We start from the raw sequence: 12,744 nt of genomic DNA on the forward strand, positions 1-12,744 counted from the left end.
GGTTCATCGTCAGCGGATCCGATGGGGCTAAGCTGGGGCCTTCAGCCACGCCCGGAGGTGCCTCAGTCGTGTCGGATTCGTTCGTTCATCTGCACAATCACACCGAGTACTCGATGCTTGACGGTGCGCAGCAGATGAAGCCGATGTTCGAGGAGGTGTCCCGCCAGGGGATGCCGGCCATCGCCATGAGTGACCACGGCAACATGTTCGGCGCATATGAATTCCAGTCAGTTGCCAAGGGATTCGAGGGCGTCAAGCCGATCATCGGCATCGAGGCGTATGTCGCGCCCTCCTCGCGGCGGATCCGCAAGCAGGAGTTCTGGGGGCCCGGGGGCCAACGGGCGATGGGCGACAACGGGGAGGGTTCGAAGGACGTCTCCGGCGGTGGTCGGTTCACGCACATGACGATGTGGGCGGAGAACGTCCAGGGTCTTCGGAACCTCTTCTACCTCTCCACCGAGGCGTCGTACACGGGCCAGTTCCCGGCCGGCAAGCCGCGCATGGACATGGAGCTGATCAGCGGACACGCGCAGGGGATCATCGCCACCACCGGCTGTCCGTCGGGAGCGATCCAGACCCGTCTGCGCCTGGGGCAGTACGACGAGGCCCGCGCGACCGCCGGCGCGTACCAGGAGATCTTCGGCCGGGACAGCTACTTCCTCGAGTTGATGGACCACGGTCTCTCCATCGAGCGCGAAGTGCGGGACGGATTGCTGCGGCTCGCCAAGGAACTGCGGATCCCGCTGCTCGCGACCAACGACGCGCACTACGTTCGTCCGGACGACGCGGAGGCTCACGACAACCTGCTGTGCATCGGCGTCGGCAAGAACAAGGACGATCCCAACCGCTTCAAGTTCCAGGGCACCGGGTACTACCTGAAGACGGCGGCCGAGATGCGCGAGCTCTTCTCGGAATTGCCGGAGGCGTGCGACAACACCTTGTTGATCGCCGAGCGCATCGGTTCGTACGACGAAGTGTTCGACTACGTCGACGAGATGCCGCACTTCCCTGACGTTCCCGAGGGCATGACGCAGGAGGCCTTTCTGCGCCAGGAGGTCCTCAAGGGGCTCGCCCTGCGCTACGGCGACCCGATCCCCGATTTCGCCATGGAACGGTTCGAGACCGAGATGACGGTCATCGGTCCGATGGGCTTCTCCTCGTACTTCCTCGTCGTCGCGGACATCTGCCGGCACGCACGCGACAACGGCATCCCGGTCGGGCCGGGCCGAGGCTCGGCGACCGGCTCCATCGTCGCCTACGCCACGCGGATCACCGAACTGTGCCCCTTGGAGCACGGGTTGCTGTTCGAGAGGTTCCTCAACCCGGAGCGCATCAACCCGCCGGACGTCGACCTCGACTTCGACGACCGCCAGCGTGACCAGATGGTCCGCTACGTCACCGAGAAGTACGGCGACCCGTACACCGCCATGGTCAACACCTTCGGCAAGATCAAGGCGAAGAACGCGATCAAGGACTCCTCGCGCATCCTCGGCTACCCGTTCTCCCACGGTGAACGGATCGTGAAGGCGCTGCCGCCGGACCAAGGCGGAAAGACCATCCCGCTGTCGGGCATCTGGGACTCCGCCCACCCCCGGTACGGCGAAGCCGGAGAGATCCGGGACATGTACCAGAACGACGCCGATGTGAAGAGGGTCATCGACACCGCCAAGGGTGTCGAAGGCCTGATGCGCGGCACCGGTGTCCACGCGGCCGCGGTCATCCTGTCCAAGACCCGTCTGACCGATCGCATTCCCCTGCACATGCGTGCCTCGGACGGGGTGAAGATCACCGGATTCGACTACCCCAGCTGCGAGTCCATGGGCCTGATCAAGATGGACTTCCTGGGACTTCGGAACCTGGGCGTCATCGATCAGGCGATCCAGAACATCCGGGAGAACCGCGGCATCAAACTGGCGACGGTGGATCCGATGGACGGCGACCCGGAGACGGTCGTCATCCCCCTGGACGACGCCAAGACGTACCAGCTCCTGTCGGAAGGCAACACCTTCGGCGTGTTCCAGCTCGACGGCGGCGGCATGCGCGCCCTGCTGAAGCTGATGCAGCCCACCCGATTCGAAGACATCGCCGTAGCGCTCGCGCTCTACCGCCCGGGTCCGATGGCCGCCAACGCCCACACCAACTACGCGCTGCGGCAGAGTGGTAAGCAGGAACCCGCGCCGATCCACCCGGAACTGAAGGAAGCACTCGACCCGATCCTCGGATCCACCCACCACCTGCTCGTCTACCAAGAGCAGATCATGGCCATCGCCCGACAGCTCGCCGGGTACACGCTGGGCGGCGCGGACATGCTGCGCCGGGCGATGGGCAAGAAGAAGCCCGAGGTCCTGGCCGCCGAGTGGGACAAGTTCTCGAGCGGCATGCGGACGAACGGCTACTCGGAAGAGGCGATCAAAGCCGTCTGGGACGTCATGCTGCCGTTCTCCGGCTACGCGTTCAACAAGTCCCACACCGCCGGCTACGGCCTGGTCTCCGCCTGGACGGCATACCTCAAGGCCAACTACCCGGCCGAGTACATGGCGGCGCTGCTGACATCGGTCGGGGACGACAAGGACAAGGCCGCCGTCTACCTGGCCGATGCCCGCGCGAACGGAGTCCGGGTCCTCCAGCCCGACGTCAACGAGTCGACCGCCGAGTTCACCGCCGTCGGCGACGACGTGCGGTTCGGCATGCGGGCCGTGCGGAACGTGGGCGACGCGGTCATCGAGGCGATCGTCGCCGGGCGACGCTCCAAGGGCAAGTTCATCTCGTTCGCCGACATGCTGGACAAGTGCGAGCTGCCGGCCCTGAACAAGCGGGCCATCGAGTCGTTGATCAAGGCTGGTGCCTTCGACTCGCTCGGGCACACCCGGCGCGGTCTGGTCGAGATCCACGAGGCCGCGATCGAGTCGGTCGTGCCCGTCAAGAAGGCGTCCTCCTACGGGCAGGACGACCTGTTCGCCGGACTGGGGGGCAGCGAGGACGACGGCTCCGCGCCCGGGTTCGGCCTCGACTTCCCGGTGCAGGAACACGAATGGACCCGCTCCCAACTGCTCGCGATGGAACGGGAGATGCTGGGCCTCTACGTGTCGGCCCACCCCCTGGACGGCGCCGAGCACATCCTCTCCGGAGCCAGGGACACCACGGTCGCCGAACTCCTGGCATCAGGACGCACGAAGGGCGACGTCCAGCTGGCCGGCCTGATCACCGGCGTCCAGCGGAAGGTGACCAAGCAGGGGAACAACTGGGCCATCGTCAACTTCGCCGACCGTGACGGATCCATCGAGGTGCTGTTCTTCCCGGCGGTCTACCAACTCGTCTCCCATGTGCTGACCGAGGACACCGTCATCTCGGTGAAGGGCAAGATCGAGGACCGTGACGGCACCCTGAACATCTTCGGCAGGGAGGTGTCGGTCCTGGACGTCTCCAGCGCCGAGCACGGTGGCAAGCCTCCCGTGCGCCTGGCCCTGCCCTTCCACCGGGTGTCCGAACAGGCCGTCGCGGATCTGAAGCGCATCCTGCACGCGCACCCCGGCGACAGTCCCGTGCACCTCAGCGTGCGCGGGCCGCAGAAGACGACCGTCTACGCCCTGGCAGCCCAGGTCGACGCCTCCTCGCTGGCATCCGACATCAAGGGCACCTTCGGCCCGGATGCCTGGAGCGGTGTGGCATGACGGAGGAGGACGCGACGGCTGCCGTCTCCGAACTCGTCGGTGAAGACGAGTTACGCATCGCCCTCGCCGAGGTGCCGGACTGCCTGGCGTGTGGCGCTCCGGGGCTGCTGTCGGTCCGCTATCGGCACTCGTGGAAGAACCAGAGCGGCGACGACGTGGCCGGAATCCGCGAGACCTTGCTCTGCCCCCTGTGTTCTGCCGGCAACGCGGCCGCGGCCGAGTTGATCGCGTTCTTCGCCGTGGAGGAGCAGGCGAGTAGCGGGAACGTCGAGGTCCTCGGCGAAATGGTCGCCGCGTGGGTCGCGTCGCTGCGTCGGACACCCGTCGACGAAGAGGTCCTTGCCGCGGAGTACGACCGGTGGCTGCGAGGCGTCCTCTGATCGTCTCGGGACAGGACGGACGGGACGGACAGGGCGGCAGGCCGCCGGTCGAGGGGCGGCGGGAGACGGCGCCGAGGTGACGCCGGCCGGCCTTCCACCGAGGCGGCCACGGAACTGAAAGCGCGGGGAAGGGTGCGCTGAACCGGGCCTTCGGGCGGCGGGTCGAGGGGCTGCGAGCGAGTCGTTCCCGCGGATCCCCTCCCCGCCCCCGCCGTCCCGCGGGTCGCCCCCGGCGCTCCCCGTACTGCGCGGCGGCCGGTCAGGCCGGTTCCGTCGGCGCGGGGGGCTGGGCCGGACGCAGTTGTACGCAGCATTCGCCGGGACTGGGGGCCAGGACCGCTTCGACGCCGCCGACGTCGAGGCCGTCGAGGTAGCCGGCGAGGAAGGCGTGGTTCATGCCGCACACGAGGCCGGGCGCCTTGGCGGCCAGCGGGTGGAAGGGGCAGTTGCGCAGGCGCACCTCGGTGGGGGACTCGCGGACCGGCTCGAAGCCGTAGGCCTCCAGCATCTGTCCGCAGAGGGTCAGTCCGCGTTCGGCGCCGAGGCGGCCAGGGCGGCTCAGTTCGCGCTCCGTCCGGCCGAGGCTCCGCCCGCGGCGGCCTGCCGCCTCGACCGCCGTTTCGACGGCGCGGCGGTCGCCGTCCTCGTCCAGCACGGCTTCCAGCAGGAGCCCGGCCAGGAGTTCGTGGCGGCGCTCGGGGATGGAGACGGTGATCTGGGTGTCGGTCGGTTCGTAGACCTTGGGCTGGCGGCCGACCTTGCGTACGGCGCCGGGCGCGCCGTAGCGGGCCCTCAGCAGGCCGGCGTCGACGAGCTTGTCGAGGTGGAAGGCGGCGAGCTTGCGGGAGATGCCGACGCTGGCGGCGGCTTCGTCCCTGGTCACGGGGCGGCCGGCGCGCCGGATGAACGCGAACATGCGGCGCCGGGACTCCTCGCCGAGCACGCTCACGGACTCGATCGCGCCGGTCGGGTCCGTCGTCGTCGCTTCGTCACTGGGCACGGAACCACGATAACTCCCACGAGTGAAGCCCGCGGTCCCGGAGCGGAGTCCTGGCCTGCCTGGCTTGACGGGCGACCCGAATAACGACAAGGATTGTTGGTGAAATTACGGGAAGGGGCGACGTCATGGCCAGTGAGCAGCAGTTGCAGGCGAAGCGGCCGGTCAGCGCGGTGATGGCGGGCCCGTACGGGCACCCGTTCCACCCGATCCTGGTGACCGTGCCGATCGGTGCCTGGGTGGCGAGCCTGGTGTTCGACATCGCCTCGCTCGTGGTGGACGACCCGGGCTTCCTGGCCCGGGGCTCGATGTGGCTGATCGCGGTCGGTGTGCTGGGCGCGCTGGCGGCGGCCACGGTCGGCTTCCTCGACCTGCTGGCCATCCCGCCCGGCACCCGGGCGTTCCGCACCGGGCTGGTCCACATGACGCTCAACCTGCTGGTGACCGGCGCCTACACCGGAGCGTTCTTCTGGCGGCACGCCGCGGGCACCTCGGGCAGCGTCGGGGCGGGGATGCTCGCCCTGTCCGCCGTGAGCATCGCGCTGCTGGGCGTCTCCGGCTTCCTCGGCGGCAAGCTCGCCTACCGCTACGGCGTACGGGTCGCCGACGAGGCCACCCAGGCCGAGGGGTACGAGCCGCCCGCACCGCCGCGCCCAGGCGGCACCGGCCCCTCCCGCTGAACCGATCCCCACCATCCGGAGTAGCTCATGGACATCGCAGCACTGATCACCTGGCTGGTCACCGCGCTCGGCGGCTTCTACATGCTGGGCGTGTGGATCCAGCGCGGCGGCGTGCGCCAGCAGCGGACCGGCACCAGCCGACTGCCCGCCCCGGTGCTCTTCGGGCACTTCGCCCTGGCCGCCGCAGGCCTGGTGGTGTGGATCGTCTACCTCGCCGCCGACCGGACGGCGCTCGCCTGGACGGCCTTCGGGCTGCTGGTCCCGGTCGCGCTGCTGGGCTTCGTCATGCTGCTGCGCTGGATCCCGGTCCACCGGGCCCGCACCGCCCCCGCCGCCGCCGGTGCCGCCGTTGCAGATGCCCCGGCTGAGCGCCACTTCCCGATCGCGGTCGTCCTCGGTCACGGCCTCTTCGCGGTCGTGACCGTCGTCCTGCTCCTGCTCACCGCCCTGGGCATCGGAGGCAGCTGAAATGAGCCCGCACTCCGCCCTCGGTGTCGAGGCGATAGCGGCGACGGATGAGCGGGACCTGCCGGCCCGGCTCCCGGCCCAGGCCCTGCGGGTCGTCCAGGACGCCGACCAGGTCGATCTGGCGGCGGCCGAGCAGGCGGCCGCGCAGTTCCTGAACGCGCTGGGAGTCTCCACGTCCGCCGAGGGCCTGCGCGGCACGCCCGCCCGGATGGCCCGCGCGTACGCCGAGTTCTTCAGCCCCCGCCCGTTCGACCTGACCACCTTCCCCAACGACGAGGGGTACGACGAACTCGTCCTCGCCCGGTCCATTCCGCTGCGGTCGGTGTGCGAGCACCACCTGCTGCCGTTCGTCGGCACCGCCCACGTCGGCTACCTGCCCGGCAGCCGGATCCTCGGCCTGTCCAAACTCGCCCGCGTCGTCGAGTACTTCGCCTGCCGCCCGCAGGTCCAGGAGCGGCTGACCAAGCAGGTCGCGGACTGGTTGCAGGAGCACCTCGACCCCAAGGGCGTCGGCATCGTCATCCAGGCCGAGCACACCTGCATGACCCTGCGCGGTGTCCAGGCCACCGGTGCCACCACCCTCACCTCCACCCTCCTCGGCACCCTGCGCGAGGACGCCCGCTCGCGAGCCGAGTTCCTCGCCCTGGCCGGGCTGCCGAGCTGAGCCCGGCCCCCTCGGCCTCGCGGGGAGGGCCGCCGCACCCGTGGGACCGAGGCGCCGCACGCCGCCCCGCCAGCCGACCGGCCGGCGGGGCGAGCTCGTTCGGGCACGCGGACCGAGGCCGCGGGAACCGCCCCGGGCGGGGGAGCGGTCAGCCGGCGTGCCGTCATCGGCCGGGCCCCGTACGAGTGTCGCGGACTCGGGGCGGCGGGATCGACGGCTACGTTCGTGTCCGTGATCGGCAATGACGTGGTCCTGGCGCTCGTGGTCGCCACCGCCCTGGGCTTCGACTTCACCAACGGGTTCCACGACACCGGCAACGCCATGGCGACCTCGATCGTCACGGGGGCCCTTCCGCCGCGTGTCGCGGTCGCCGTGTCGGCGGTGCTGAACCTGGTGGGCGCGTTCCTGTCGACCGCGGTCGCCGCGACCATCGCCGGCGGCCTGGTCGAAAGTCACGACGTGACCCTGACGGTGGTCATGGCGGGCCTGACCGGCAGCATCCTGTGGAACCTCACCACCTGGTTCCTCGGGATCCCCTCCAGTTCCTCGCACGCCCTGATCGGCGGCGTGGTCGGTGCCACCATGGCGGCAGCGGGCACCTCCGCCGTCAAGTGGCAGGGCCTGGTCGCCAAGGTCATCGTGCCTGCCGCCCTGTCGCCGGTCATCGCCGGGGCGGTCGCCGCGCTCGGCACCCACCTGGTCTACCGCCTCACCCGGGACGTGTCGGAGGGCCCGCGCCGGCGCGGCTTCAGGACGGGCCAGATCGGCTCGGCCTGCATGGTCTCGCTCGCCCACGGCACGAACGACGCGCAGAAGACGATGGGTGTCATCACCCTGGCGCTGATCGCCAACGGCACGCTGCACGCCGGCGCGAAGTCCCCGAGCTGGGTGATCACCTCCTGCGCGATGGCGATCGCCCTGGGCACCTACCTCGGCGGCTGGCGGGTCATCCGGGCGCTGGGCAAGGGCCTGGTGGAGATCGAGGCACCGCAGGGAATGGCCAGTGAATCGGCTTCGGCCGCGGTGATCCTCGCCTCCACCGACTTCGGCTACTCGCTGTCCACCACCCACGTGGCGACCGGGTCGATCCTCGGCTCCGGGGTGGGCAAGAAGGGCGCGGTGGTGCGGTGGCGGATCGCCCGCCGGATGGTGGCGGCCTGGCTGATCACCCTCCCGGCCGCGGCCGGGGTCGGCGCGCTCGCCTACTGGGTCGCGAACGGGATCGGGGGCAGTGCCGGCGTGGTGGTGATCTTCATCGTGCTCGTCCTGGCCTCGGTCGCCTTCTACGCGGCCTCCCGCCACCCGGCCGTCACCCCGGAGAACGTCAACGCCGCGTGGACGGGTTCGGTCGTCCCGCGACCCCCCACGGACGAGGTGAGCCGGTGAACGCCTGGATCAATCTGAACGCCCTGTGGAAGATCGTCGTGGTGGGGCTGCTCGCCGGCGCCGGCCTGCCCGCGCTGTTCGCCGTCGGCGTGCGTGCCCTCAACCCGCCGACCCGGCCGGGCGGACCGGCCGGCGCCCGTCCCGCTGCCGGACGTCCCGCTGCCGGACGTCCCGCCGGCACAGGTCCCGCCGGGGAACGTCCCGCTGTCGGCCCGGGCGGTCGGGCCGTCGCCGCCGCGTGCTTCGCCGTGGTCCTCGCCGCGATCGGCTGGGGCATCTTCGTCATCGTCCAGCACAGCTGACCGCGTCGCCGACACCTGCCGGGACGGTGCCCGGGCGGGCGCGTCCGGCGGCCCGGGAGCGGGGGCGGCGGTCGACCGTCGCAAGGCTGTGACAGTCGGTCCCGCAGCCCTTACCAGTTCCTCATGACGTGCACGTATGGTCCGATGCATGGCAGAGACTCGGGTGGAGACGGGGATGCGGAAGTTCGGTCACGGGGCGCGGCTGATCGCGGTCAGCGTGGTCGCGGGTGTGGTGGCGGCGGGGATCGCGCTGCCGGCGGTGGCGGCGGCCGGGCTGGGTGCCCGGTCGGCGGCGGACGACTTCCAGAGCCTGCCCGACGACTTCAGGACGCCGCCGCTGTCGCAGGCCTCGACGATCCTCGACGCGCAGGGCGGCACGATCGCCACGGTGTACGACCGCGACCGCACCGTCGTCCCGGCGGACCGGATATCGCCGCTGGTGAAGACCGCGCTGGTGGACATCGAGGACAACCGCTTCTACGAGCACGGCGCGGTGGACCTGAAGGGCGTGCTGCGCGCCCTCGACAAGAACGCCTCCTCGGGCACCACCGCGCAGGGGGCGTCCACGCTGACCCAGCAGTACGTGAAGAACGTCTTCGTCGACGAGGCGGGCGACGACCCGCAGAAGGTCGCGGAGGCGCAGCGGCAGACCATCGGCCGCAAGGTCCAGGAACTGAAGTACGCCATCAAGGTCGAGGAGACCCTGAGCAAGGACCAGATCCTCACCAACTACCTGAACATCACCTTCTTCGGCGAGAAGGCCTACGGCATCGAGGCGGCTTCGCAGCGCTACTTCGGTGTACAGGCCAAGGACCTCAGCCTGCCGCAGGCCGCGATGCTGGCCGGCCTGGTGCAGTCGCCCAGCGGCTACGACCCGGTGGTCAACCCGACCGCGGCCAAGGACCGGCGCGACACCGTGCTGCGCAAGATGGCCGAGTACGGGCACATCACCAAGGAGCAGGCCCAGCAGGCCATCGCGGCCCCGCTGGGACTCGACTTCCACGCGCCGCAGCAGGGTTGCATCCTGGCCAAGCAGGGCGAGGGCTTCTTCTGCGACTACGTGCGCCAAGTGGTGCTCACCGACCCGGCCTTCGGGAAGACGGCGGCCGAGCGGAAGGCGGTGTGGACGCGCGGCGGACTGCAGATCCACACCACGCTCGACCCCAGGGCGCAGGCGGCCCTCAACGCCTCCGTCACCGCCCACGTGAACGCCGCCGACCAGGCGGCGACCGCGATGAGCATCGTCGAGCCGGGCACCGGCAGGATCCTCGCGATGGGCCAGAGCCGCCCGTACGGTGTCGACGACAAGCAGCACCAGACGCAGATCGACTACAACGTCGCCAAGGCCATGGGCGGCGGGCTCGGCTTCCCGACCGGCTCGACGTTCAAGCCGATCGTCGCGGCGGCGGCCCTGGAGAACGGGATCGCACCGAACCAGAGCTACACCACCGACTACAGCATCCCCTGGCCGGCGATGACGGACTGCTCGGGCGGGCGCTTCCCCTCCGCCGGGCAGGTGCACAACGACAGCACCACCCTCACCGGCCGGTTCGACATGAAGACGGCCATGGCGCAGTCGGTCAACACCTACTTCGCCGAGCTGGAGGCCGACACCGGCCTCTGCAACGTCGCCCGGATGGCCGGCAAACTCGGCATCACCGAACAGGCCGGCGGCGAGAAGCTCCAGGTGGTGCCGTCGATGACGCTGGGCAGCAACGACCTGACCCCGCTGCAGATGGCGGGCGTGTACGCGGCCTTCGCCGCCCACGGCACCTACTGCGCGCCGACCGCCATCACCTCGATCACCGGCCCCGGCGGCAGGCAGCAGGCCGTGCCGCAGGCGAACTGCTCCGCCGTGATGTCCGCGGACACGGCCGACACCGTCACCGCGATGCTCAAGGGCGTCGTGGAGGACGGTACCGGCACGACGGCCGGCCTCACCGGCCGCGACAGCGCGGGCAAGACCGGCACCACCAACGAGAGCCGCCAGGTCTGGTTCGTCGGCTACACGCCCGAGATGGCCGGCGCGACCGTGGTCAGCGACACCGACGACCCGAAGCCCCTCGACGGCCAGCGGATCGGCGGCAAGGTCGTCCCGCAGGCCTTCGGCGGCACCCTGGCCGGTCCGATCTGGCGCGACGCCATGGACGGCGCCCTCGCCGACACCCCGGCGGGCACCTTCCCCCCGGTCCAACTGCCGTAGCGGGCCCCGGCCAGGGCGGTGGACGGCGACCGGGGCCGGTGGCGGCAGGCCGCGCGAGCCGGTGGCGGAATGGGGGTCAGCGGTCGGGGAGAACGGCGAGGGCGTCGATCTCCACGAGCATTCCGGAGAGGAGGCCGACGACCACGGTGGTGCGGGCCGGAAAGGGCCGGCCCAGGAATGCGCCGTACGCGGCGTCCATGGCGGCGAAATCGTCCGCCTGTGCGAGATAAACGCGCACCATGATGACGTCGGCGAAGGTCGCGCCCTCGGAGGCGAGAATGGCCTCGATGTTGCGGAGCGTCCGGGCGGTCTGTTCGGCGACTCCGCCGGGGACGAGTTTTCCGGTCGCCGGGTCGGTGCCGCCCTGACCGGCGACCTGGAGGAGTGCGCCGCGGCGGGCGCCCTGGGAGTAGCTGCCGACCGGGGTGGGGGCGGAGGTGGTCTGGACGGCAATTCTGGACATATTCCCGTTTCTAGCCGTGGGGTGGGGTGGTGGCAAGGAACGGGGGGCTTCAGGATCCGGACATGGCTTGATGTAGACACTTCAAGTGGGGTGGACGAAGTGTAGATTATCGGGTTATTTCAGTGGTAGGCATCGGTATTCGGACAAGTCAGCCGACAGGTGGGGTGGCGGTCGGATGCCGGGTAGGCCGTCGGGTGGGGCGCTTCCCGCGGGGCGCGGAATCCGGCGATCACGGTTCGGGTATTGCGGAGGGCTCAACTCCGATGTTAGGCATAGAGAAGATCGCCCTACGGATCGGGGAGCTGATCACAATGCGTCAGGTGCTCGCCAGCCACCGGGTCTCCGTGATCCCCGACGCATTCCAGTGCGGCGTCCGTCGGTGGGGTCGGTTTTCTACCGGGGTTATCAGGGATGTGTCACGGGGGTCTCCTGATGCTTGAACCGTTCGGCCTCGGGCCGGAAAGTGAAACCCTTTACCTGACGATGCTCCGCAATCCCGCCACGGATGTCGCGAAGATCGCCGGAAGCCTGGGATGGGACCAGGGTCGGACGGTGGCCGAGATCGCCAAGCTCGCCGGTCTGGGCCTGCTGCGGCCCTCGTACGAAGCACCGGACACGCTGTACGCCGTCAGCCCGGAGGTCGGGCTGCAGGACCTGCTGGCCCGTCAACGGGTCGAGCTGGCGCGCAGCCGGAGCCGGATCGAGGAGGGCAACGCGGCGCTCCAGGTGCTCCGCAGCGAGTTCGCCGACCGGCGGCTCACGACGATGGACGTCGAGGAGTTCGCCGGCGCCGACACCGTGGGCGACCAGGTGCGGCGGCTCTCCGGCGAGGCCCGGCACGAGGTCCTGGCCTTCGTGCCGGGCGGTCCGCAGCCCCCGGAGGCCCTTGCGGCCAGCCGGGCGGCCCACCAGGACCTGCGCTCGCGCGGCGTGGAGTCCCGGTCGATCTACCTGAACACCGCCCGCAACGACCCGGCGACCCGCGCGCACCTGCGGTGGCTCCAGGAACGCGGGGGCGAGGTCCGCACGATCGCCCTGCTGCCGCCGTGGATGATCCTCTTCGACCAGGAGCACGCGCTGCTCTCGGTGGACCCGGACGACGTGCAGGGCAAGGCCGCGATCCTGCTCTCCGGGCCGGGCACGGCCGCGATCGCGGCGCTGGCCTCCCTGTTCGACCAGTCCTGGCAGCAGGCGACGCCGTTCGGGGCGCCGACCCGGGAGCGGGACGCCGGCGACACCCGGGTCGAACTCGCCGGTGACACCAAGGCCGTGCTGCAACTGCTGCAGGAGGGCTACACGGACGAACAGGCGGGCCGGAAGCTGGGCGTCTCCAGCCGCACGGTCGGCCGGATCGCCGGCAAACTGATGACCCAACTCGGCGCCCGGAGCCGGTTCCAGGCGGGGGCGCTGGCCTCGCGCGAGGGCTGGCTCGACCAGTGAGGCGGGGGCCGGGAGCCGGGCACCGGTGAGGCCGGCGGCGACGTGCGGCAGCCGGGGCGCGGTCCGTTGATCACCCCCGACGGCCGTGCC

11 protein-coding genes are annotated in these 12,744 nt (G+C 70.3%); 9 read left to right on the forward strand and 2 right to left on the reverse strand.

Translation table 11 applies throughout. The annotated features are described in order from the left end of the window. Positions 1-68 precede the first annotated feature (68 nt). Both dnaE and IF30_RS0122575 read left to right on the forward strand, forming a co-directional pair. Positions 69-3,671 carry a DNA polymerase III subunit alpha gene (gene dnaE / locus IF30_RS0122570; protein ID WP_030241335.1) on the forward strand — a complete coding sequence of 1,201 codons (3,603 nt, stop codon included), beginning with the start codon at positions 69-71 and terminating at the stop codon, positions 3,669-3,671. Next, positions 3,668-4,051, forward strand: a complete 384-nt coding sequence (locus IF30_RS0122575; RefSeq protein WP_030241337.1) for a DUF6300 family protein — start codon at positions 3,668-3,670, stop codon at positions 4,049-4,051. Before dnaE ends, IF30_RS0122575 begins: the two co-directional genes overlap by 4 nt. 259 nt (positions 4,052-4,310) lie before the next feature. On the opposite strand, the gene IF30_RS0122580 is transcribed toward IF30_RS0122575, so the two are convergent. Beyond that, entirely contained in the window at positions 4,311-5,051 is a 741-nt protein-coding gene (locus IF30_RS0122580; protein WP_030241340.1) for a helix-turn-helix transcriptional regulator, read from the reverse strand. A 125-nt stretch (positions 5,052-5,176) separates the two neighbouring features. Here IF30_RS0122580 and IF30_RS0122585 point away from each other — a divergent pair, with 125 nt between their 5' ends. The 6 genes from IF30_RS0122585 to IF30_RS0122610 all read left to right on the forward strand — a co-directional run bounded on the left by IF30_RS0122585 (position 5,177) and on the right by IF30_RS0122610 (position 10,751). Further along, positions 5,177-5,728 carry a DUF2231 domain-containing protein gene (locus IF30_RS0122585; protein WP_051710842.1) on the forward strand — a complete coding sequence of 184 codons (552 nt, stop codon included), beginning with the start codon at positions 5,177-5,179 and terminating at the stop codon, positions 5,726-5,728. 27 nt (positions 5,729-5,755) lie between these two features. After that, complete coding sequence (locus IF30_RS0122590) at positions 5,756-6,196, forward strand: hypothetical protein (RefSeq protein WP_030241345.1); 441 nt, start codon at positions 5,756-5,758, stop codon at positions 6,194-6,196. Position 6,197: 1 nt separating this feature from the next. Next, positions 6,198-6,860 carry a GTP cyclohydrolase I FolE gene (gene folE, locus IF30_RS0122595; protein WP_078891596.1) on the forward strand — a complete coding sequence of 221 codons (663 nt, stop codon included), beginning with the start codon at positions 6,198-6,200 and terminating at the stop codon, positions 6,858-6,860. 231 nt (positions 6,861-7,091) lie between these two features. Continuing rightward, complete coding sequence (locus IF30_RS0122600) at positions 7,092-8,246, forward strand: inorganic phosphate transporter (protein WP_030241351.1); 1,155 nt, start codon at positions 7,092-7,094, stop codon at positions 8,244-8,246. After that, positions 8,243-8,548: a hypothetical protein gene (locus IF30_RS0122605; RefSeq protein ID WP_030241353.1), complete on the forward strand. Its 306-nt coding sequence runs from the start codon at positions 8,243-8,245 to the stop codon at positions 8,546-8,548. The genes IF30_RS0122600 and IF30_RS0122605 overlap by 4 nt, the downstream gene beginning before the upstream one ends. A gap of 148 nt (positions 8,549-8,696) precedes the next feature. Further along, a complete protein-coding gene (locus IF30_RS0122610; RefSeq protein WP_030241355.1) occupies positions 8,697-10,751 on the forward strand; it encodes a transglycosylase domain-containing protein in 2,055 nt (684 codons plus the stop codon). Positions 10,752-10,827: 76 nt separating this feature from the next. Here the strand turns inward: IF30_RS0122610 and IF30_RS0122620 are convergent, their stop codons facing one another. Next, positions 10,828-11,214 (reverse strand): RidA family protein, encoded by a 387-nt coding sequence (locus tag IF30_RS0122620; protein ID WP_030241356.1) that lies wholly within the window; start codon positions 11,212-11,214, stop codon positions 10,828-10,830. A 483-nt stretch (positions 11,215-11,697) separates the two neighbouring features. Here IF30_RS0122620 and IF30_RS0122625 point away from each other — a divergent pair, with 483 nt between their 5' ends. After that, positions 11,698-12,654, forward strand: coding sequence for a helix-turn-helix domain-containing protein (locus tag IF30_RS0122625; RefSeq protein ID WP_051710846.1), 957 nt, complete (start codon positions 11,698-11,700; stop codon positions 12,652-12,654). Positions 12,655-12,744 lie beyond the last annotated feature (90 nt).

Origin of the sequence: Streptomyces sp. NRRL S-350 (assembly GCF_000719705.1) — a bacterium.
Taxonomy (GTDB): domain Bacteria; phylum Actinomycetota; class Actinomycetes; order Streptomycetales; family Streptomycetaceae; genus Kitasatospora.